This is a genomic window from Vibrio sp. 10N.247.311.47, from assembly GCF_041467535.1.
GTDB lineage: Bacteria > Pseudomonadota > Gammaproteobacteria > Enterobacterales > Vibrionaceae > Vibrio > Vibrio crassostreae_C.
On the sequence record NZ_JBFSUR010000025.1, the window covers coordinates 1 to 20,981 of the forward strand.

Here is a 20,981-nt window from a genome sequence, read left to right on the forward strand (position 1 = left end):
TGATATTCATCAACGAGTGCCCACACAGATTGATAGGTTTAAATTGTTAAAGAGCTTCTCTTCGTTGTGACTTACATCACTTCGGAAGAGGCGGCCATTCTAGCGATTTAATCCTCAGTGTCAAACACTTATTTGGAATTAATTCCTACTTTCTAAAAGTAGAAGCGAATCATCGCTTAAAGCTAGTTGCCTTACTAACATTTCTCGCTGAAGCCTTGTGGCGTCTGCCGTGTCAGTGAGGCGGCATTATAGAGATGCCGCTCATATTGGCAAGCAATAAATGCGTTTTTTATTAAAAAAAGAGGTTAAGCGAAGACATTTCAACCAAGGGCTTATTTATACCACTTTCACCCCAAGTTTCGAACAAATTACCCACAACGACCTGTGGATAACTACTCTCCACTATCAAAAAAGTAAGATAAACGAGCCCTAGGGTTTAGATACTCTCGAACTTGTTCAGGTAATTTGCTTGGATGAACGGCATTAACGATTTTGATCTCTTTAATAAAGAGGTCAATGATCGGAGCTTGGGTTCTTGGCACGCTAGGATCATAGATAAGTACATTTGGATAAAGCATATGTTTAGCGTTAACGGATATCACAATCCCAATCGAGTCATTTGAAAGCTGTACTACAGTTCCTGGTGGATAGACTCCCATGAACTTAACTAACAGCCCCAAGTTATCTTGGCTATATAGATGCTTGCAGCTCTTATATAGGTGGGACAGTGCCAAATACGGGATCATTTGTTGAGATTGCGTTTTACCATGGCAAAGGTTATCAAATGCATTAGCCACGGCGACTATCTTGGCAAATTCATCAATCTCATGTTCTTTTAAGCCCTCGGGGTAGCCAGAACCATCATTCATCTCATGATGTTGAGCGATCACCTTTTTAGCACTTTCAGGAAAGTCATCAATTGCCGATACAATATCCGCACCGTATTTAGTATGAAGCTTCAGGTAGTTCTCTTCTGGCACCGTTAGTGCACTCTGCTTTCTTAGTATCGCGACTGGTATTTTGATCTTGCCTACATCGTGAAACAACGCTGCGAATGAGAGGTCTTTCAATTGCTGTGTGTTATAGCCTTTGGCCTTTCCTATCATCAGTGCAACAACCGAAACATTTAGAGTATGAAAGTAAATATCTTCGAAATCTGCTTTAGCATTCATAAGGTGCAAGGTGACGTTATCATCGCTCACTAGAGTTTCAACGATATCATCAACAAGAGCCTTAACCTCCCCTACCGCATCTAAAGGTCTGTTACGGATCTTGGTCATCACAGATCGCATTCGAGCAAGCGAACGTTCAAACTCTCTCTCACAATGACTCACCCTGCGGCGGTAAGAGCTAAGGGTTTCGATACGCTCATGCTTATCTTTCCACATTCTTTCCGTTTCAAGGCTTACCTGTGAATCAATATTGACTTCTTGTTCACCTACGTGATTAACAGGTAAAGGTGAGGTATCACTTTGACTCAGGTTTATATAGACGTGCTTAATCCCAAGATGTCGAATTACTTTTACTTGAGCGTCATCTTTGATTTTAAAGCTGTTGAATAAAAATGGGTGTTCATTCCATTTTACGGGGAGTCGTATATGCAGACCGGGCTGAATGCGATCTACGGTAATCTTTATGCTGCCCATTTTTATATATAATATTGATGATTAATCTCTATTTATAATTCTAATAAAACCAAGCAGCAATTTCACTATCCAATTTCACTATCCAATTTCACAGGCTCAACTTAAAGAGTCGCAGTGCACCATCCAGCGTATACCGAATTTATCTTCTACTTTGCCAAATCGAGCCCCCCAAAAAGTATCTGCGAGTGGAGTCATTATCCGCCCTCCCTTCTTGAGCTTTTCAAAGATTTGTTCTTGAGTCGCGGTATCTTCAGTCACAAGAGAGAGAGCGAGATTGTTGCCTTCAAGTTCTTTTGCCTTAACACCATCAGACATCATCAGCTTCATACCAAACGCTTCGAACTCAGCATGCATAACCCAATCAGGTTGAGCGCCCTCGATTACCTGTGGTGCATCACTAAAAAGCTGCTTAGATAAAACCACACCACCAAAGCACTTGTGATAAAAATCCAACGCTTCATTACAACGACCATCAAAAAACAAGTAAGGGGTTACTGTCAGCATATCTATCTCCTCTGTTAGTCCTTTAAACATAGACAATAGAAAAGAGAATGACAGGTAACATCATGATTTAAGATAATTAATTCATTATCAGATCGAATAGCGAAGGGAAATTATGAGATTTAGGAGTGAAACATCAAGATCTGTCTGATTGAAGAGCAACTGCAACGACACGCCGGATTTCAAATTCACATACGTCCAAAACATAGAAAGGTCGCTATAAAAGCGACCTTTCTATGTTTGGTACCGATAGGCGGACTGATTGGACAGGCATTCTTGCCGCCACCGTGAAGGCAATGCTTCCTATACCCCACAACAAAGCCCCGATTTTCATCTAGGCTTTGTCATTTAAATATGGTGCCGGTAGGTGACTTGACTGGGCTTGCATCCAAGCCGACACGCTGGATTTAAAATTCACAAACGCCCAAAATGACGAAAGGTCGCTATAAAAGCGACCTTTCTATGTTTGGTACCGGTAGGCGGACTGATTGGACAGGCATTCCTGCCGCCACCGCGAAGGCAACGCTTCCTATATCCCAGATACAACAAAGCCCCGACTTTCGTCGAGGCTTTGTCATTTAAATATGGTACCGGTAGGCGGACTTGAACCGCCACGCCCGAAGGCAACGGATTTTGAATCCGTCGTGTATACCAATTTCACCATACCGGCATTATCTTGGGGCATTGCCCTTTCGATGTTTGGCATTATACGTATGCGAACTGATGTGGCAAGTATAAAAACTTGAATTCATGTGTGTTTGCCGATAATTTCGCCACTAAGTCATAAGCTGTGCGTCATGTCTCTTTTCAGGCTAAGCCTTAAACTATATTCTGACGCCTCAATTTTTAAAGAAGTAATAACACATGACATCAACAAACACTCTGCCACCAGCAGGAGTCATGCGCCGATTTGGTGCCTTGTTCTACGACGCTCTGATCGTAATCGCTATTGAAATGTTGGCGGCTGGCGTCATTGTCGCTCTACTGCACGCGCTCATGGCTCTCGGCATTTTTAACCACAGCGGTTATGCCGATGTTAGTGACTTCTTAACCAACCATCCGATTTGGAGCCCTGCATATACCTTTTACTTAGTCGCCGTTTGGGTATATTTCTTCGTGTTCTTCTGGACTAGAGCTGGTCAAACTCTCGGCATGAGAGCTTGGAAGCTGCGCGTTCAAAACAAAGATGGCTCAGCGATCACAGTAACTCAGGCGCTGATTCGTTTAGGTACTTCAGGTTTTGGACTGGCAAACCTATGTGTTCCATTCGATCCTGAAAAACGTGGCTTTCACGATATCTGGGCAAAGACCGAAGTCGTTGTGTTACCACAAGCACGATAATGTGATTTAAGTTAGCTCCAATCAAGATCAAAAAAGGAAGGCGTTATGCCTTCCTTTTTACTATTTACAGTTTCCGCCTCAAGAGCATGATGGCAATTCCAAGGAACACCACGCTCGGGGCTATTGCGCCAAAGGCGGGTGGTATTTGATAAACCAAACTCACTGGGCCAAAGAACTCACTGGATATATAGAAGGTAAAGCCAGCAATAACACCTGACAAAATCCTCGCACCCATGGTCACACTACGCAAAGGACCAAAGATAAACGACAGTGCCATCAACATCATAACCGCGATCGAAATTGGCTGGGTTATCTTTCTCCACAGCGCCAATTCATAGCGTGATGCATCTTGCTCTGACGCCTTCAGATAAGAAACATAATCATACAACCCACTTAACGATAGCTCTTCTGGTTTAACCGTTACTATCGCCAACTTATCTGGAGCTAATGACGTTTCCCAAGAGTAAGTCGGTAAACTTTCTTTAGTAATTTGAAGTTCGTTTTCAAAAGACGTGATCTCTACATCCTTCATCGTCCACACGTTGTCTCCAACGTAATCAACTTCGTCAGAATAAATAGCGGTTTTAAGTGCCTTGTTTTCATCAAAGCGCCACATGTTCATTCCATATAGCTTCTGGTCATCGATTTTGACAATGAAGATGAAGTCATTGGCATCACGAGCCCAGACACCACTTTGCGTCGAAATAATATTACCACCAGCAATCGAGATAGTTCTTAAATCACGAGCCATTTTCTGCGCTTGCGGTGCTCCCCATTGACCAAGCAATGTCACCACGATCATCAGTGGAATAGCTGTTTTAAGTACTGATAGGCCGATATCTAACTTAGAGAAACCAGCTGCCTGCATAACGACAAGCTCAGAACTTGCAGCAAGCATACCAAGCCCTATCAATGCGCCAAGCAATGCAGCCATTGGAAAGAACATTTCGATATCACGAGGGATACTCAATAAAACGAAATACAGCGCTTGTAATAGATCGTATGTACCACGGCCAACTTTTCTTAGCTGTTCTACATATTTGATGATCCCAGAGAGACCAACAAACGTCACCAATACCAGTGACGTCGTTGCGATGATGGTTCTGCCTATATATAAATCGAGAATCTTAAACACGGCTTAAGCCAACCTCTTATTCTTGAATTTTTCTTTCAAACGCCTTACTGGCACGCTATCCATAAAGTTGGCACCAATCGCGACAAATAACAATAACGCATTGATTGGCCACATGCCGATTACCGCAGGAATGCTCCCCTCTTCGATTGAAGACTTGGTTGCACTGATTGCTAAGAAATAGGTGAGATAAATCAGTATTGCTGGGCCGATTTTCGCAAAACGACCTTGTCGAGGGTTTACCGCAGACAGTGGCACGACAAGCATGGTCAACAATGGAATACAAAGTACCAAAGAAATACGCCACTGCAACTCTGCTTTCGCACTATTATTTGAGTTACCAATCAGTTCAAGCGTAGGGATCGCTTCCCAGTCTCGACCTTTCTTCTCAACTTCACGCTGACCAATCAGGCCTTCGTATTCTTCAAAGTGCGTCACCCTGTAGTCGAGGCGAGTCGGAATGCCTTCATGACGAGTACCATCGTACATTACGATCACTTGGCGACCATCACTGAGCTCTTTTACATCACCTGACTTCGAGAACATCACACTTGGCAGTACAGAATCACGCGGACGCATTTGAGCTACGAACACGTTTTCTAACTTATTACCGTCGATATCATCAATAAACACGACAGAAGAGCCATCCGGCGTACCTTCAAACTTACCTTTTGGTAGCAAATCAACGCTGTTCTCTGCAGCTACTTCTTCATACATTTGTTCAACTTTGTCTTGTGACCAAGGAGATAACCAAAATGAGTTAAAGGCTGCAACAGATGCCGTAATTAAAGCGAGGTAAAGCGCAGATTGGATCAGGAATTTATTACCGATACCGGTGGCGTTCATGACCACTATTTCACTTTCAGCGTAAAGGCGGCCAAAAGTAAGCAAAATACCAATATAGATACTGAGTGGAAGCATCAATAGGCCCATCGCTGGCATATTTAAGCCAACAATCGACAATATAAGACTCGCAGGGATATCACCATCAGAGGCATCCGCTAAAACACTGATGAATTTTTGGCTGAGAAACACGAGAAAGAGAACAAAAAAGATCGCAAATTGGCTCTTGATTGTCTCGCGGATCAAATATCTAACAATAATCACGCTCAAATTACCTATACAAAACTTGTTTTTTTGATTGAATCACTATAATTTCCCGTTGAACCTTTTATTTTTTTAAATTTTTAGCTAAGTGTTAGCGTTCTTCTTTAAGGTTAGTTCCATTATAGGATCCAACAAGTAAGAACCCATTATCTAACATTTAGTTCGATTTGTCTTCAGGATGTAGGAGTACGCATGGAGTTCAGTGTAAAAAGTGGTAGCCCAGAGAAACAGCGCAGCGCATGTATCGTTGTCGGTGTATTCGAACCGCGCCGCCTTTCTCCAGTAGCCGAGCAATTAGATAAGATTAGCGATGGCTACATTAGTTCACTGCTTCGTCGCGGTGATCTAGAGGGTAAACCTGGCCAGATGCTACTACTGCATCAAGTACCTGGTGTACTTTCAGAACGTGTTCTACTGGTAGGCTGTGGTAAAGAACGTGAGCTAGGCGAGCGTCAATACAAAGAAATTATCCAAAAAACCATCAGTACACTAAACGAAACAGGTTCTATGGAAGCTGTATGTTTCCTTACAGAACTTCACGTTAAAGGTCGCGACACTTATTGGAAAGTTCGCCAAGCGGTAGAAGCGACTAAAGATGGTCTTTACACATTTGACCAATTCAAGAGCAACAAGCCAGAGACTCGTCGCCCACTACGTAAATTGGTATTCAATGTACCAACACGTCGCGAATTGAGCCTGGGTGAGAAAGCAATCTCTCACGGCCTTGCTATTGCTTCAGGTGTAAAAGCGTCTAAAGATCTAGGCAACATGCCACCAAACATCGCAAACCCTGCTTACCTTGCTTCTCAAGCTCGTCGTTTAGCCGACGATTACGAGACAGTGAAGACTAAGATCATTGGCGAAGAAGAGATGGAAAAACTGGGTATGACATCATACCTAGCAGTTGGCCGTGGCTCTAAAAATGAATCGATGATGTCTATCATGGAATACAAAGGCGCTCCGGATCCAGATGCGAAGCCGATTGTATTAGTAGGTAAAGGTCTGACTTTCGATTCAGGCGGTATCTCGCTTAAGCCTGGTGAAGGCATGGATGAGATGAAGTACGACATGTGTGGTGCGGCGTCTGTATTCGGTACAATGAAAGCACTGGCTAAGCTGAACCTGCCTATTAACGTGGTTGGTATCCTAGCCGGTTGTGAAAACATGCCGGGCAGCAATGCTTACCGTCCAGGTGATATCCTAACGACAATGTCAGGCCAAACGGTTGAAGTACTCAACACTGATGCTGAAGGTCGCTTGGTTCTATGTGATGCTCTAACTTACGTTGAGCGTTTTGAACCTGACTGTGTTGTCGATGTTGCTACGCTAACTGGCGCATGTGTTATCGCTCTAGGTCACCACATCAGTGGCGTTCTATCGAACCACAACCCACTTTCTCACGAACTTGTTAATGCTTCAGAGCAAGCAAGTGACCGTGCATGGCGTCTACCAATGGCAGACGAGTACCATGAGCAGCTAAACAGCCCATTCGCTGATATGGCGAACATCGGTGGCCGTCCTGGCGGCACAATCACTGCTGGTTGTTTCCTGTCTAAATTCACTAAGAAGTACCACTGGGCACACATCGACAGTGCTGGTACAGCTTGGAAGTCAGGCGCAGCGAAAGGCTCGACAGGTCGTCCTGTCTCAATGCTAGTCCAATTCTTATTGAACCGCAGCGGCCAAGAGACTGAAGAGCAATCTTCAAAATAATAAAAAGGGCCTACGGGCCCTTTTTTAATAAGCGCTATTTGTTAGACCCTGTTAACCAAGTAACATTGATATCCACGATTTTCAGTTCGAGTATTAAGTATGCAGACTGCTACATTTTACATTGTGCCTTCAGACAGCCCGCAAGCCAGCGAAGATGGTTTTGCTCACTATGTGCTGTTTCTTGCTCAGCACTTTGCAAAACAAGGCGCTAAACTTTATCTCAACTGTAATGACAAAGAGCATGCCGAGCGTATTGCTGAAGTTTTCTGGCAAGTCGAACCCTGTGATTTTATTGCGCACAACTTGGTTGGCGAAGGCCCAAAGTATTCAACCAACATCGAAATTGGCTATCAAGGCGTAAAACATAATTGGAATCGTCAGCTAGTAATTAATCTGGCCGATAATCATACAACCTTTGCGAACGCCTTTGCTCAGGTGATAGACTTCGTCCCTTGCGAAGAAAAAGCTAAGCAACTCGCTCGAGAAAGGTATAAAATTTACCGTCAAGCTAGATATCAGCTACAAACTATCGAGATTCAACATCCATAGTCAAACCTCATAGTTAAAGCTATCTTTGGATTTAGATTCAAGAAGCTTCACTTATGAAGTTTGACCACGATTAACCATTCACAGTATCCGTTTAAGAGCACTATGGAAAAGACATACAACCCAACATCAATCGAACAAGCTCTGTATAAGACTTGGGAAGAGAAAGGCTACTTTAAGCCACACGGTGACACATCAAAAGAAGCTTACAGCATCATGATCCCGCCACCGAACGTCACTGGCAGCCTACACATGGGTCACGCGTTCCAAGATACGATCATGGATACGCTTATCCGTGCTCAACGTATGAAAGGCAAAAACACGCTTTGGCAAGTGGGTACTGACCACGCAGGTATCGCAACTCAAATGGTTGTTGAGCGTAAGATTGCTGCCGAAGAAGGCAAAACAAAACACGACTACGGCCGTGAAGCTTTCATCGACAAGATCTGGGAATGGAAAGGCGAATCAGGTGGCACGATCACTCAACAACTTCGTCGTCTTGGTGCATCTGTAGATTGGGATCGTGAACGATTCACTATGGATGACGGCCTATCGGCTGCGACTCAAGAAGTGTTTGTTCGTCTATACGAAGAAGACCTAATCTACCGTGGTAAACGTCTAGTAAACTGGGATCCTAAACTGCACACTGCAATCTCGGATCTTGAAGTTGAAAACAAAGACAAAAAAGGTTTCATGTGGCACTTCCGCTACCCGCTAGCGAACGGTGTTAAAACGGCAGATGGTAAAGACTACATCGTTGTTGCGACTACTCGTCCTGAAACCATGCTTGGCGATACTGGTGTTGCTGTTAACCCAGAAGATCCTCGTTACAAAGATCTTATCGGCAAAGAAATCCTACTTCCTGTTGTAAACCGTCTTATCCCTATCGTAGGCGATGAGCACGCAGACATGGAAAAAGGCACGGGTTGTGTGAAGATCACTCCAGCTCATGACTTTAACGATTACGAAGTGGGTAAGCGCAACAACCTACCAATGATCAACATCCTAACGTTCAATGCTGATATCCGTGATGCTGCTGAAGTCTTCACGACTAACGGCGAAGAAAGCGATGTTTACTCAACAGGTATCCCTGCTAAGTACCAAGGTATGGAGCGTTTTGCTGCACGTAAAGCTATCGTTGCTGAATTCGATGAGCTTGGTCTTCTTGAAGAGATCAAAGATCACGACCTGACTGTCCCTTACGGCGACCGTGGTGGCGTGGTTATCGAACCAATGCTGACTGACCAATGGTACGTGCGCACAGCACCTCTTGCAGAACCTGCAGTTAAAGCGGTTGAAGATGGTCAAATCCAATTCGTACCTAAGCAGTACGAAAACATGTACTTCGCGTGGATGCGTGACGTGCAAGACTGGTGTATCTCTCGTCAACTTTGGTGGGGCCACCGTATCCCAGCATGGTACGACAACGATGGTAAAGTTTACGTAGGTCGCACTGAAGAAGAAGTTCGTGAAAAGAACAACCTAGCGCCTGTTGTTGTGCTTAAGCAAGACGACGACGTACTGGATACTTGGTTCTCTTCTGCACTTTGGACGTTCGGCACACAAGGCTGGCCTGAAGATACTGAAGCACTGAAAACATTCCACCCATCTGAAGTACTAGTATCTGGTTTTGATATTATCTTCTTCTGGGTTGCTCGTATGATCATGATGACCATGCACTTCGTGAAAGACGAAGATGGCAAGGCTCAAGTACCTTTCAAAACTGTTTACATGACAGGTCTTATCCGTGATGAAAACGGCGATAAGATGTCTAAGTCGAAAGGTAACGTACTTGACCCAATCGACATGATTGACGGCATCGGCCTTGAAGAGCTAGTAGAGAAGCGTTGTGGCAACATGATGCAACCTAAACTGGCTGCTAAGATCGAAAAGAACACACGTAAAACATTCGAAAACGGTATCGAACCCTACGGTACTGACGCACTGCGTTTCACTCTTGCTGCTATGGCTTCAACTGGCCGTGACATCAACTGGGACATGAAGCGTCTTGAAGGTTACCGTAACTTCTGTAACAAGCTATGGAACGCAAGCCGTTACGTACTGATGAACACAGAAGAGCACGACTGTGGCATGTCACTGTCTGTAGAAGACCGTGCAAACATGGAATTCTCTCTAGCCGATAAGTGGATTGAGTCTCAGTTTGAAGTTGCAGCGAAAGAGTTTAATGCTCACCTAGACAACTACCGTCTAGACATGGCAGCAAACACGCTTTACGAATTCATCTGGAACCAATTCTGTGACTGGTATTTAGAGCTAACTAAACCTGTTCTTTGGAAAGGTACTGAAGCTCAACAACAAGCGACTCGTTACACGCTTATCACGGTTCTTGAGAAGACTCTGCGTCTTGCTCACCCTGTTCTTCCTTACATCACTGAATCTATCTGGCAGAGCGTTAAGCCGCTAGTAGACGGCGTTGAAGGCGAGACAATCATGACTCAAGCGCTTCCTCAGTTTAATGAAGCTAACTTCAATGCTGAGATCGTTGACGACATCGAATGGGTTAAGACTTTCATCACTGCTATCCGTAACCTACGTGCGGAATACGACATTGCACCAAGCCAAGGCTTAGAAGTAATGATCAAGGTTGCTGATGAGAAAGATGCCGCTCGTATCGAAGCGAACAAGATCGTTCTTACTTCTCTAGCTAAGCTAGACGATATTAAAGTTCTAGCTGATGGTGAAGAGACTCCTGCTTGTGCAACTAAACTGGTTGGCAAATCTGAGTTGATGATCCCAATGGCGGGTCTTATCGACAAAGATGCAGAGCTTGCTCGTCTAGATAAAGAAGTCGCTAAGACTCACGGCGAGATTAAACGTATCGAAGGTAAGCTAGGTAACGAAGGTTTCGTTGCTAAAGCACCAGAAGCAGTTATCGCGAAAGAGCGTGAAAAGCTTGAAGGCTACAAGGAAACTCTTGTTAAGCTTGAAGAGCAAAAAGCGACAATCGCTGCGCTTTAAAACCGAGTGAACGAGAAGGCTTCAAACTTCTCGGTCTAAATAGAAAGGTTGGTCTTGGTGACCAGCCTTTTTTTATGTCCCTGATTCCAATATTCCAATGCTTCTCACTCTAGCCGCACTGATTGATAGGTTTCATCTATCAAATTAATCTCTACTTCCCATTATACTTAATGATAATAATTCTCAATAATAGACCTATCAAAACAACACAACGACTGAGTAATTATCATGAAAAAGACACTAACCTTTGCTGCATTACATTTTACTATCGCATTTAGTGTCGCTTATGTACTAACAGGCGACATCTTAATTGGTAGCTTAATCGCTATGATTGAGCCCTCTGTGAATACTGTTGCCTTCTATTTTCATGAAAAGGCGTGGGCTCAAGTTCCAGCTCTTAAAGCTCGCCAGTGGATGACCAAATTAAAAACAGCAAGCTTTGCTACCATCCACTTTAGTGTTGCCTTTACCGTTGTCTACTTGTTGACTGGAGATGCTTTCATAGGCGGCGTGATGGCTTTGCTAGAGCCAACTTTAAATACCGTTGCTTACTACTTCCACGAGAAAGTCTGGTTACGTAAATCAGGCGACCAAATGGCACAACAACAATTCTGTTTGCACCAACATGCTTAGTCACCATATATTGGGTCACATATTAGTGACCCTTTCATAGGCAGATCATGGAACAAATTGCTGAGTTCACCCTTAGACCCATTACACCGCAAGACAACCCAAGCATCGCACAAATCATTCGCCAAGTTTCGGCTGAGCATGGACTCACAGAAGATAAAGGTTATGGCGTAGCCGACCCAACACTCGATGATATGTACTCTGTCTATAGCCAAGCGAATGCAATGTACTGGGTTATCGAACACAACGGAAAGATCGTCGGAGGCGGTGGCTTTGCCCCTCTAGCAGGTAAACCCAATGTGTGTGAGCTACAAAAGATGTACTTCTTACCGCAAACTCGAGGGCATGGCCTAGCCAAGCGAATTGTCGCTTTGAGCTTAAAGCAAGCCAAGCAACTTGGGTATCAACACATGTATTTAGAAACGACGAAGTGCTTGGGTGCTGCGGTCAAACTCTATGAGAAGCTTGGGTTTGAGCATCTTGAGTCAGCTTGGGGAGAAACAGGCCACGACGCTTGTGAGGTTGTCATGGCCAAGTCGTTATAAGCAGAATGCGCCGCTATAGCGAAAGAAGATAACGCTAAAATATACGGAGTTAACGTAGAAAGTTACTGACGCAAGAAGTTGGGTTCAAGGCAACAAAAGAACTCTCTTCTTGCCCATCAAGTACCACTTCTAATGGGTATAGATACTTGGGGTTAGGATTCTCAATATCAAAAATGATAGGAGCTTCGACCTGGAACACGACGCCAGTATGTTCAGCGCGTACATCAATCGGCATCACGAGAGTCATACCATTAAACTTGATGGATGCCGATACTAACCCCGCCTTTAGCGTTTGATAGATAACATCCACTTTAAACTCACAGCCACCACCGTGGTGCCAGATCTGCTCTGTGACAACTTGCTCTAGCTTGACGTTTCGAACGAACTGCAGGTATGGCGCTTGCCAAATCCCGATGCGTGAATCAGATTTAGCGATAGCCTGTGAAGATACAGAGTCATCCATGTCTTCTTCAAGCAATAGGCTCTCCTCTTCTTCAAGGAAAAGGATCTCGAAACGGTTTCGGCCGGACTGCATATAAGGACGGATATCTTTACGGTATTCAGCTTGGCTACCATCACAATCAAAAACAGCCACACCATTAAGTCGAACTTCAGCAAAATAATCGACTCCAGCCATCACTAACTCAACAAATGGACACGCTAACATAGCGTCATCCACTTCGATGTCGTGCATCAGGTGCCACTCTTGCTCTGCAATTTGACTTTCACTCAAGCTATCAGGGAGCTTTGAGCTTAACGGAGCCGGAAAGGTGATGTCATCTTGTGGGATAGAGAGATCCGTCAGTGGCGAAATTTGCCAAAGACCATCGAGAAGCAACCGCATATCATTCCTTGAGCTAGATCAATTTTGACCGCATTATAATGAATGAATGCATATAAAGACATTTATTTTTCTGAGGGTAAAAAAATGCCAGCTCGAGGCTGGCATTTTTTAAAATTGGGAAAGAATTACTCTTCGCCTTCATCATCTTCGTCTGGGTAGATAGCATCTTCACCTTCGTAGTAAGTGCCCCAGCCGTCGTAGATAATGTCAAACTTCTCTGCAAGGTTTACAAGCTTCTCAACTTGCTCATCAATCGCTTCTGCATTCAGAGTGCATTGCATCGTTGCATCACAACAAAGTAGCTTATTGCCATCTTCGTCTTCTGTCTCTTCAGCTTCAAGCACTTCAAAGCCCATTTTGAATGCTTCAACAACCGCTTTCTCAAGCACATCGAAATCTTCAGCAAATAGGTGATGCTCGATATCGTATAGAGCTTCAGGATCGCTACCATCTTCAATTAATGCTGTAATGATGTCGCGAGTCTCTTCCTTTTGAAATTCAATTAATTCCGCTACTGATAGATATTCATCTTCGTGAGACATGTGTCTGCTCCAGAGTGTTGACTATGAAAAGATCAAATTTGATTGCCACGAAATATGGCACGGATCGTCCAGAAAAGCCACCCAGATCAGGCCTAGAAAGGTAAGTTTATCGCGAGATCGCAGCGCCAATATCAATTCAAAAGTGAAATCAAAATCACAGAAACAAATTTTCAACATTTTATTAACTACGCCGTATTTTAGCATTTCGTTTTTGTGGCCACTTTAGGGCTTATTGAATAAAACTTGCGTGATTAGTCACGTTAGGTGCATACGCTAAACCGCTTTTGGGGTGCATAAATCCTCAGCTTGTTATCAAAAAGTGCATAATAGTGAATAAAAAGTCACGATTAATAAGCAAAATTCAATTTTAACAAGCCACGAATTGAGCATAGATCCTCAAAAACGTTGTTCCGTTCGATAGCCAGTTAGTTGGAATTTAATCTGTATAAACTTAAAAATCACAGGTTTTATGACCAATTATTACCCAAATACCTTGTATTAACTCAATCTACAAAACTTGCATATTACGGACAAGCTTGTCATAAATAGACGCTGGATTAATAGTAAGGATGCAAAATGAGTAAGCTGTACGTTGGCTCCGAAGTCGGTCAATTGAGACGAGTTCTCCTAAATAGACCTGAAAGAGCACTCACCCACCTCACCCCTTCAAACTGTCATGAGCTTCTATTTGATGATGTACTTGCCGTTGAAGCCGCTGGTGAAGAACATGATGCCTTTGCAGAAACGCTGCGCAGCCAAGACGTAGAAGTACTACTGCTGCATGACCTGCTAGTAGAAACGCTTGCCGTATCTCAGGCTCGTGAGTGGTTGCTGAATACTCAAATCTCAGATTTCCGTTATGGGCCGACTTTCGCCCGTGACTTAAGAAACTACCTTGCTCAAATGGATAATGAGCATCTAGCAACGATCTTACTCGGTGGCTTGGCCTACTCTGAGCTTCCTATCAAATCATCATCGATGCTGCCTAAAATGCATCGACCACTCGATTTCGTTATCGAGCCACTGCCTAACCACCTATTTACGCGAGATACTTCTTGCTGGGTTTACGGTGGTGTATCGCTTAACCCAATGATGAAGCCTGCACGTCAACGTGAAACGAACCACCTGCGTGCTATCTACCGCTGGCACCCAGTGTTCGCAGGCCAAGATTTCATTAAGTACTTTGGTGACGAAGACCTTCACTACGACAACGCTAACATTGAAGGCGGTGACGTACTGGTTATCGGTAAAGGTGCGGTACTGGTTGGTATTTCAGAGCGTACGAAACCACAAGGTGTCGAAAACCTAGCGGCTAGCCTATTTAGATCAGGCCAAGCGAGCGAAGTGATTGCGATCGATCTACCAAAACACCGCTCTTGTATGCACCTTGATACGGTGATGACACACATGGATATCGACACGTTCTCTGTCTATCCAGAGATCGTTCGTAAAGACCTCGACACTTGGCGCTTAACGCCAAAAGAAAACGGCGAAATGCGTGTCGAGAAAGCTGAAAACTACCTGTCAGCGATTGAAGGCGCACTAGGCCTTGATCAACTGAAGATCATCACTACCGGCGGTGATAACTACGAAGCTGAGCGTGAACAGTGGAATGACGCTAACAACGTACTGACAGTGAAACCTGGTACAGTGATTGGTTATGAGCGTAATGTTTACACCAATGAGAAATACGACAAAGCGGGTATCGAAGTTCTAACGATTCCTGGCAACGAGCTAGGCCGTGGTCGTGGCGGCGCGCGCTGTATGAGTTGCCCTATCGAAAGAGATGGTATCTAAGTCAAAGAGCTCAGTTAAACAGACTCAATAATCTTATCTAGGCCAGTATTCATTTACTGGCCTTTTTTATCAAATTAATAAAATTAATAAAATAAATATTCACAAATATAGCATTTTTATGTTTAACTAAGTTCTTCATTGATTCTATATACGCAAGGAGCGAGAGATGGCCTTTAATCTTCGCAATCGTAACTTTCTAAAACTTCTCGACTTTACTCCTAAAGAGATTCAGTTTTTACTCGACCTGTCTGCTGACCTAAAAAAAGCTAAGTATGCAGGCACTGAGCAGAAGAAACTCAACGGCAAAAACATTGCTTTGATCTTCGAGAAAGCATCAACTCGAACACGATGTGCGTTTGAAGTGGCCGCCTTTGATCAAGGTGCTCAAGTCTCTTACCTTGGCCCTTCTGGTTCTCAGATTGGTCAAAAAGAATCAATGAAAGATACGGCGCGTGTATTGGGACGCATGTACGATGGCATTGAATATCGTGGCTTTGGCCAAAGTATCGTTGAAGACTTAGGCGCTTATGCGGGCGTGCCGGTTTGGAATGGCTTAACCGATGAGTTCCACCCTACTCAGATCTTGGCTGATTTCCTCACTATGCTTGAGCATGGCCGCGGGAAGCATCTACACCAAATCAGCTTTGCTTATCTAGGCGATGCACGCAATAACATGGGTAACTCTCTGTTAGTCGGAGCCGCGAAGATGGGCATGGATATTCGCCTTGTCGCGCCAAAAGCCTTTTGGCCAGAAGAGCAGCTTGTTGAAGAGTGCCAAGCTATCGCGCAAAGCACAGGTGCCAACATCACGCTGACAGAAGACGTTGCTGAAGGTGTTCAAGGCTGTGATTTCCTTTATACCGATGTTTGGGTTTCAATGGGCGAGGCCCCTGAAGCTTGGGACGAACGTGTAGCGGTAATGAAACCATACCAAGTGAATATGGATGTCATTAAGCTCACTGGCAATCCTCAAGTGAAATTCATGCACTGCCTACCCGCTTTCCATAACAATGAAACCGTGATCGGCCAGCAAGTCGCAGATAAGTATGGAATGAACGGTTTAGAAGTTACTGATGAAGTCTTTGAATCGGATTACTCAATTGTGTTTGATGAAGCTGAGAATCGCATGCATACCATCAAGGCGGTGATGGTCGCGACGCTTGGTCAATAGACAATAATGAAAGTAAACAAAAGCTTGATGTAATCGCTTGCGCTCACAAATTGAAAGCGTATAATTCTCGGCAATTTGTCTGAGAGTAGTGAAAATGACGCCAAGCAATGTTGTGATAAAACATAATGATATTGTGAAAACACATAGTAATATTGTGAAAACACCAAATATTGCTCGTAAGCTAAGATGCTTACCAGGCCGTCTATTCTGCTTTTCAGCACTTTTTTAAAGCCTCCCATTATGGGGGGCTTTTTTATGGCCAATACATTATTGTGGGGAAGAAGATCATGGCGAATTCGCTCTATCAAAAGCACATCATCTCAATTCCAGAGCTTTCTCGTGAAGAGCTAGAATTAATTGTTCAAACGGCAGGTCAGCTAAAGGCTGAGCCAAACCCAGAACTCATCAAGAACAAAGTTGTTGCCAGCTGCTTCTTCGAACCTTCTACGCGAACTCGTCTCTCTTTTGAAACTGCGATTCAACGCATCGGTGGTGATGTGATTGGTTTCGACAGTGGTGGTAACACTTCTTTGGCAAAGAAAGGCGAAACGCTAGCGGACTCGGTACAGGTTATCTCTTCATACGTTGACGCTTACGTGATGCGTCACCCTCAAGAAGGCGCAGCGCGTCTGGCTTCTGAGTTCTCAAACGGTGTACCTGTTATTAACGCAGGTGACGGCGCAAACCAACACCCAACACAAACGTTACTAGACCTATTCTCTATCGCTGAGACACAAGGCCGCCTCGACAACCTAAACGTTGCATTCGTTGGTGACCTTAAGTACGGCCGTACGGTTCACTCATTGACTCAAGCACTAGCGAAGTTCGACAACATCTGTTTCTACTTCGTGGCTCCAGAAGCTCTAGCGATGCCAGACTACATTTGCGAAGAGCTTGATGAAGCGGGCATCAAGTACCAACTATTGACGGACATGGAAGATGTGATTCCTGAACTAGATGTCTTGTACATGACTCGAGTTCAAAAAGAGCGCTTCGATGAGTCAGAATACGCGCACATAAAATCCGCATACATCCTGACCGCTTCGATGCTGGAAAATGCACGCGATAACCTGAAGGTTCTGCACCCTCTTCCTCGCGTTGATGAAATTACTGTCGATGTCGATAAAACACCTTACGCTTACTACTTCCAGCAAGCAGAGAATGGTGTTTACGCCCGTGAAGCATTGCTAGCCCTTGTTCTTAACGAAACGCTGTAGAGGAGAGATATAATGTCTAAAGAGACTCAATTAAAAGTTGAAGCAATCAGAAACGGTACTGTTATCGACCATATCCCAGCCAATATCGGGATCAAGGTTCTAAAACTGTTCGACATGCACAATTCTCATCAGCGCGTGACGATTGGCCTGAATCTACCGTCTTCTGCACTAGGCGGAAAAGACCTGCTCAAGATTGAGAATGTGTTTATCACAGAAGAACAGGCGAGCAAGCTGGCACTTTATGCGCCTCACGCAACAGTGAATCAAATCGAAGATTACGAAGTGGTTAAGAAACTACCACTAGAACTTCCTGAGCAAATCAACGATGTGTTCGAGTGTCCAAACACCAACTGTATTACTCACAATGAACCGGTTGAAAGTAGCTTTAAGATCTTTGAAAAGAAAGAAGATATTCGATTGAAGTGTAAGTATTGCGAAAAAGTCTTCTCTCGCGAGATCGTAACAGAAAGATAACGTCATACGGCAAAGCAGACCGAATGTAAAAACTATCAAATACCTCGCCTGTGCGGGGTATTTTGCGCTTTACCTATCCAAAGTTTGAAGGCACACTGAAAATTGATTTTTATCTAATAACTGATGGAATAAACCAATGACTAAAGTACTTCACACAGAATCTGCTCCAGCTGCAATCGGCCCATACGTACAAGGCGTTGACCTTGGCAACATGGTACTGACTTCTGGTCAAATCCCAGTAAATCCAGCAACTGGTGAAGTATCTGCTGATATCGCAGAGCAAGCTCGCCAATCTCTAGACAACGTTCAAGCGGTTGTTGAAGCTTCAGGCCTGACTGTAAAAGACATCGTAAAACTAACGGTATTCGTTAAAGACCTAAACGACTTCGGCACAGTAAACGAGGTTTACGGCAAATTCTTCGATGAGCACGGCGTTGCAAACTACCCTGCACGTTCATGTGTTGAAGTAGCTCGTCTACCAAAAGATGTAGGTATCGAGATCGAAGCTATTGCGGTTCGCAAATAGCTTTTAATCTCTAGATTAAACACCTTCGGATAAACGACTTAGCGTAATGCTGAGTGTTTATTAGATACAAAAAAGGTTGCCCCGTTGGCAACCTTTTTTATTGTTCATCGTTTCGCTTAGATAATTACTTTTTATTAAGCTCAACCACTTCTTTGTCTAACTCTTCAAGTTTCGCAGCCATCTGCTCACGAGCTAGGTTAGCCAGTTCACGAACATTAGACTTGTCGTAGCCTTCAGTGCTGATTGGTGGCAGCATTTCAACAATCACGTGACCATTGTTCCAACGGTTTAGCTTCACGCCACCGGTTGAGCTACACACGATAGGGATGATAGGCAAGCCAGCACCAATCGCAGCATGGAATGCACCTGTTTTGAATGGCAGCAGACCACGGCCACGAGAACGAGTGCCTTCAGGGAACATCCAAACTGAAACATCGCTCTCTTTTAGACTCGTCACGACCTGATCAATCGTACCTACCGCTTTGCTACGGTTAGCACGGTCAATTAGGATGTTACCCGTCAACCAGTAAAGCTGACCAAATAGAGGCATCCACACTAGGCTTTTCTTACCAACAGTTACCACTTTTGGCGTTACCGCTGATGAAATCGTGAATAGATCCCAGCTGTTTTGGTGGTTCGCCACATAAACATGTTGGCCGCGAGAGTAGGCATCTTCTGGGATGCGAAGCTCTAACTTCATGCCGAAGATCTTCGACATGCGACCGAAATAACGGCCAAAGGTAAATACGTGTTTCGGGTTGCGTGGACTTAATAGGCAGTAACCACAACCAAATACAAACATAAGAATCGCAAATATCGCCACTGCGAAAATACGTAATATTGCTATCATTTTGTTCCTCACCGACCGCCAAGTTGATTCATCTATTCGCGCAAAAATGAGCAATAGATTTACTCGCGGTAAATACAACTATAAAAAAGCCGAAACCAAGGTTCCGACTTTTATGTTTTCATCTTACTGATTCATGAATCCACTAACCTAGGTTAGTTCGACTCACTAAATCGTGTAATGTTTGCGCCTAAGGCTGACAATTTATCTTCAATCTTATCGTAGCCACGATCGATGTGATAAATACGGTCAACGATGGTTTCACCTTGAGCAATACAGCCAGCAATAACAAGGCTCGCAGATGCGCGAAGGTCCGTTGCCATTACTTGAGCGCCGCTCAGTTTTTCCGTTTCACCACAGATAGCCGTGTTACCTTCGATTTCCGCTTTTGCACCCATTCGCTGTAACTCAGGAATGTGCATAAAACGGTTTTCAAAGATAGTCTCAGTGATAACACCACTGCCCTTCGCCATCATGTTAAGCAGAGTAAACTGTGCTTGCATGTCGGTTGGGAAACCAGGGTGAGGTGCCGTTACGATTTTCACCGCTTTCAGTTCACGACCCGTCATATCAAGACTGATCCAGTCTTCGCCCGTTTCAACCTTCGCACCCGCTTCTTCAAGCTTCGCTAAGGCAGCTTCAAGAAGATGAGCGTTGGTGTTGCGACAAACCACTTTACCGCCAGAAACAGCAGCAGCAACCAGGAAAGTACCTGTTTCAATACGGTCAGCAACCACAGAGTGTTGGCCACCACCAAGACGTTCAACGCCTTCGATAGTAATCGTATCTGTACCTGCGCCAGAAATTTTAGCACCCAGTTTGTTTAGGAAGTCAGCCGTATCAACAATCTCAGGCTCACGCGCTGAGTTATCGAGTACTGTTGTTCCTTCCGCTAGCGTTGCTGCACACATGATAGTAATGGTGGCACCCACACTTACTTTATCCATCACGATGTGCGCGCCTTTCAGACGGCCATCAACACTTGCTTTCACATAGCCATCTTCCAACTTAATGGTCGCACCTAGTTGCTCTAGGCCGTGGATATGCAGATCAACAGGTCGAGCACCAATTGCACAACCGCCTGGAAGTGACACTTGGCCTTCACCAAAACGAGCGACTAGAGGACCTAAAGCCCAGATAGAAGCACGCATTGTTTTCACTAAATCGTAAGGCGCACAAAATTCATTAATTTCGCTGCCATCAACATGAACACTACCATTACGCGATACTTTTGCGCCTAAACGCTTAAGCAGTTCCATCGTAGTATCGATGTCACGTAGGTGAGGAACGTTACTTACTTCCACTGGCTCTTCAGCAAGAATTGAAGCAAATAAGATAGGTAGCGCTGCATTTTTTGCGCCTGAGATCGTCACTTCACCGCTTAGCGGCTTATCCGATCCAATAACTCGAAACTTTTCCATCA

General features: G+C 44.3%; 19 protein-coding genes and 1 tRNA gene. 11 read left to right on the top strand and 9 right to left on the bottom strand.

The window, feature by feature from the left end; translation table 11 throughout:
• Window positions 1–392: 392 nt before the first annotated feature.
• The 3 genes from AB6E51_RS16220 to AB6E51_RS16230 all read right to left on the bottom strand — a co-directional run bounded on the left by AB6E51_RS16220 (window position 393) and on the right by AB6E51_RS16230 (window position 2,817).
• A complete protein-coding gene (locus AB6E51_RS16220) occupies window positions 393–1,646 on the bottom strand; it encodes an HD-GYP domain-containing protein (RefSeq protein WP_372058744.1) in 1,254 nt (417 codons plus the stop codon).
• A gap of 96 nt (window positions 1,647–1,742) precedes the next feature.
• Window positions 1,743–2,150, bottom strand: coding sequence for a VOC family protein (locus AB6E51_RS16225; protein WP_017055297.1), 408 nt, complete (start codon window positions 2,148–2,150; stop codon window positions 1,743–1,745).
• Between the two features lie 582 nt (window positions 2,151–2,732).
• A tRNA-Leu gene (locus tag AB6E51_RS16230) sits at window positions 2,733–2,817 on the bottom strand.
• 194 nt (window positions 2,818–3,011) lie between these two features.
• Here AB6E51_RS16230 and AB6E51_RS16235 point away from each other — a divergent pair.
• Complete coding sequence (locus AB6E51_RS16235; protein ID WP_017058939.1) at window positions 3,012–3,488, top strand: RDD family protein; 477 nt, start codon at window positions 3,012–3,014, stop codon at window positions 3,486–3,488.
• 64 nt (window positions 3,489–3,552) lie between these two features.
• Here the strand turns inward: AB6E51_RS16235 and lptG are convergent, their stop codons facing one another.
• Both lptG and lptF read right to left on the bottom strand, forming a co-directional pair.
• Window positions 3,553–4,623, bottom strand: a complete 1,071-nt coding sequence (gene lptG / locus AB6E51_RS16240) for an LPS export ABC transporter permease LptG (protein WP_017058938.1) — start codon at window positions 4,621–4,623, stop codon at window positions 3,553–3,555.
• 3 nt (window positions 4,624–4,626) lie between these two features.
• Complete coding sequence (gene lptF, locus AB6E51_RS16245) at window positions 4,627–5,727, bottom strand: LPS export ABC transporter permease LptF (protein ID WP_017058937.1); 1,101 nt, start codon at window positions 5,725–5,727, stop codon at window positions 4,627–4,629.
• A 192-nt stretch (window positions 5,728–5,919) separates the two neighbouring features.
• Here lptF and pepA point away from each other — a divergent pair, with 192 nt between their 5' ends.
• The 5 genes from pepA to AB6E51_RS16270 all read left to right on the top strand — a co-directional run bounded on the left by pepA (window position 5,920) and on the right by AB6E51_RS16270 (window position 12,140).
• Window positions 5,920–7,440 carry a leucyl aminopeptidase gene (gene pepA / locus AB6E51_RS16250; RefSeq protein ID WP_017058936.1) on the top strand — a complete coding sequence of 507 codons (1,521 nt, stop codon included), beginning with the start codon at window positions 5,920–5,922 and terminating at the stop codon, window positions 7,438–7,440.
• Between the two features lie 99 nt (window positions 7,441–7,539).
• Complete coding sequence (locus AB6E51_RS16255) at window positions 7,540–7,989, top strand: DNA polymerase III subunit chi (protein ID WP_017066664.1); 450 nt, start codon at window positions 7,540–7,542, stop codon at window positions 7,987–7,989.
• Window positions 7,990–8,091: 102 nt separating this feature from the next.
• Complete coding sequence (locus AB6E51_RS16260; protein ID WP_017063742.1) at window positions 8,092–10,965, top strand: valine--tRNA ligase; 2,874 nt, start codon at window positions 8,092–8,094, stop codon at window positions 10,963–10,965.
• A 228-nt stretch (window positions 10,966–11,193) separates the two neighbouring features.
• Window positions 11,194–11,598 (top strand): DUF2061 domain-containing protein, encoded by a 405-nt coding sequence (locus AB6E51_RS16265; RefSeq protein ID WP_017058933.1) that lies wholly within the window; start codon window positions 11,194–11,196, stop codon window positions 11,596–11,598.
• A 47-nt stretch (window positions 11,599–11,645) separates the two neighbouring features.
• Window positions 11,646–12,140, top strand: coding sequence for a GNAT family N-acetyltransferase (locus AB6E51_RS16270; RefSeq protein ID WP_017066666.1), 495 nt, complete (start codon window positions 11,646–11,648; stop codon window positions 12,138–12,140).
• A gap of 49 nt (window positions 12,141–12,189) precedes the next feature.
• Here the strand turns inward: AB6E51_RS16270 and AB6E51_RS16275 are convergent, their stop codons facing one another.
• Together AB6E51_RS16275 and rraB are read right to left on the bottom strand one after the other, a co-directional pair.
• Entirely contained in the window at window positions 12,190–12,984 is a 795-nt protein-coding gene (locus tag AB6E51_RS16275; protein ID WP_017058931.1) for a glycosyl hydrolase 2 galactose-binding domain-containing protein, read from the bottom strand.
• A gap of 125 nt (window positions 12,985–13,109) precedes the next feature.
• On the bottom strand, window positions 13,110–13,526 hold the full coding sequence (gene rraB, locus AB6E51_RS16280) for a ribonuclease E inhibitor RraB (protein ID WP_017058930.1): 417 nt from the start codon (window positions 13,524–13,526) through the stop codon (window positions 13,110–13,112).
• A 576-nt stretch (window positions 13,527–14,102) separates the two neighbouring features.
• Between rraB and arcA the strand changes: the two genes are divergently transcribed.
• From arcA to AB6E51_RS16305, 5 genes are all read left to right on the top strand, one after another.
• Complete coding sequence (arcA, locus tag AB6E51_RS16285) at window positions 14,103–15,323, top strand: arginine deiminase (protein WP_017063739.1); 1,221 nt, start codon at window positions 14,103–14,105, stop codon at window positions 15,321–15,323.
• Window positions 15,324–15,489: 166 nt separating this feature from the next.
• On the top strand, window positions 15,490–16,494 hold the full coding sequence (locus AB6E51_RS16290) for an ornithine carbamoyltransferase (RefSeq protein WP_017066667.1): 1,005 nt from the start codon (window positions 15,490–15,492) through the stop codon (window positions 16,492–16,494).
• Window positions 16,495–16,781: 287 nt separating this feature from the next.
• Window positions 16,782–17,711, top strand: a complete 930-nt coding sequence (pyrB, locus tag AB6E51_RS16295; protein ID WP_012604860.1) for an aspartate carbamoyltransferase — start codon at window positions 16,782–16,784, stop codon at window positions 17,709–17,711.
• Between the two features lie 12 nt (window positions 17,712–17,723).
• Window positions 17,724–18,185 carry an aspartate carbamoyltransferase regulatory subunit gene (gene pyrI / locus AB6E51_RS16300; protein ID WP_017058927.1) on the top strand — a complete coding sequence of 154 codons (462 nt, stop codon included), beginning with the start codon at window positions 17,724–17,726 and terminating at the stop codon, window positions 18,183–18,185.
• A gap of 136 nt (window positions 18,186–18,321) precedes the next feature.
• The gene (locus AB6E51_RS16305; RefSeq protein ID WP_004735319.1) at window positions 18,322–18,711 is read left to right on the top strand and encodes a RidA family protein; all 390 of its coding nucleotides are present in this window, start codon (window positions 18,322–18,324) and stop codon (window positions 18,709–18,711) included.
• A 124-nt stretch (window positions 18,712–18,835) separates the two neighbouring features.
• Here AB6E51_RS16305 and AB6E51_RS16310 read toward each other — a convergent pair whose 3' ends face one another.
• Both AB6E51_RS16310 and murA read right to left on the bottom strand, forming a co-directional pair.
• The gene (locus AB6E51_RS16310; protein WP_017058926.1) at window positions 18,836–19,561 is read right to left on the bottom strand and encodes a 1-acylglycerol-3-phosphate O-acyltransferase; all 726 of its coding nucleotides are present in this window, start codon (window positions 19,559–19,561) and stop codon (window positions 18,836–18,838) included.
• A gap of 152 nt (window positions 19,562–19,713) precedes the next feature.
• Entirely contained in the window at window positions 19,714–20,979 is a 1,266-nt protein-coding gene (gene murA, locus AB6E51_RS16315) for a UDP-N-acetylglucosamine 1-carboxyvinyltransferase (RefSeq protein WP_017058925.1), read from the bottom strand.
• Window positions 20,980–20,981: the final 2 nt, after the last annotated feature.

What these genes read in the sequence shown, in the direction of transcription:
- AB6E51_RS16255 (WP_017066664.1), top strand. Translation starts at nt 7,540, where the DNA reads ATGCAGACTGCTACATTTTACATTGTGCCTTCAGACAGCCCGCAAGCC.
- pyrB (WP_012604860.1), top strand. Translation starts at nt 16,782, where the DNA reads ATGGCGAATTCGCTCTATCAAAAGCACATCATCTCAATTCCAGAGCTT.
- murA (WP_017058925.1), bottom strand. Translation starts at nt 20,979, where the DNA reads ATGGAAAAGTTTCGAGTTATTGGATCGGATAAGCCGCTAAGCGGTGAA.
- AB6E51_RS16275 (WP_017058931.1), bottom strand. Translation starts at nt 12,984, where the DNA reads ATGCGGTTGCTTCTCGATGGTCTTTGGCAAATTTCGCCACTGACGGAT.
- AB6E51_RS16310 (WP_017058926.1), bottom strand. Translation starts at nt 19,561, where the DNA reads ATGATAGCAATATTACGTATTTTCGCAGTGGCGATATTTGCGATTCTT.
- rraB (WP_017058930.1), bottom strand. Translation starts at nt 13,526, where the DNA reads ATGTCTCACGAAGATGAATATCTATCAGTAGCGGAATTAATTGAATTT.
- AB6E51_RS16260 (WP_017063742.1), top strand. Translation starts at nt 8,092, where the DNA reads ATGGAAAAGACATACAACCCAACATCAATCGAACAAGCTCTGTATAAG.
- AB6E51_RS16270 (WP_017066666.1), top strand. Translation starts at nt 11,646, where the DNA reads ATGGAACAAATTGCTGAGTTCACCCTTAGACCCATTACACCGCAAGAC.
- AB6E51_RS16305 (WP_004735319.1), top strand. Translation starts at nt 18,322, where the DNA reads ATGACTAAAGTACTTCACACAGAATCTGCTCCAGCTGCAATCGGCCCA.
- AB6E51_RS16290 (WP_017066667.1), top strand. Translation starts at nt 15,490, where the DNA reads ATGGCCTTTAATCTTCGCAATCGTAACTTTCTAAAACTTCTCGACTTT.
- AB6E51_RS16225 (WP_017055297.1), bottom strand. Translation starts at nt 2,150, where the DNA reads ATGCTGACAGTAACCCCTTACTTGTTTTTTGATGGTCGTTGTAATGAA.
- pepA (WP_017058936.1), top strand. Translation starts at nt 5,920, where the DNA reads ATGGAGTTCAGTGTAAAAAGTGGTAGCCCAGAGAAACAGCGCAGCGCA.
- arcA (WP_017063739.1), top strand. Translation starts at nt 14,103, where the DNA reads ATGAGTAAGCTGTACGTTGGCTCCGAAGTCGGTCAATTGAGACGAGTT.
- AB6E51_RS16235 (WP_017058939.1), top strand. Translation starts at nt 3,012, where the DNA reads ATGACATCAACAAACACTCTGCCACCAGCAGGAGTCATGCGCCGATTT.
- pyrI (WP_017058927.1), top strand. Translation starts at nt 17,724, where the DNA reads ATGTCTAAAGAGACTCAATTAAAAGTTGAAGCAATCAGAAACGGTACT.
- AB6E51_RS16265 (WP_017058933.1), top strand. Translation starts at nt 11,194, where the DNA reads ATGAAAAAGACACTAACCTTTGCTGCATTACATTTTACTATCGCATTT.
- AB6E51_RS16220 (WP_372058744.1), bottom strand. Translation starts at nt 1,646, where the DNA reads ATGGGCAGCATAAAGATTACCGTAGATCGCATTCAGCCCGGTCTGCAT.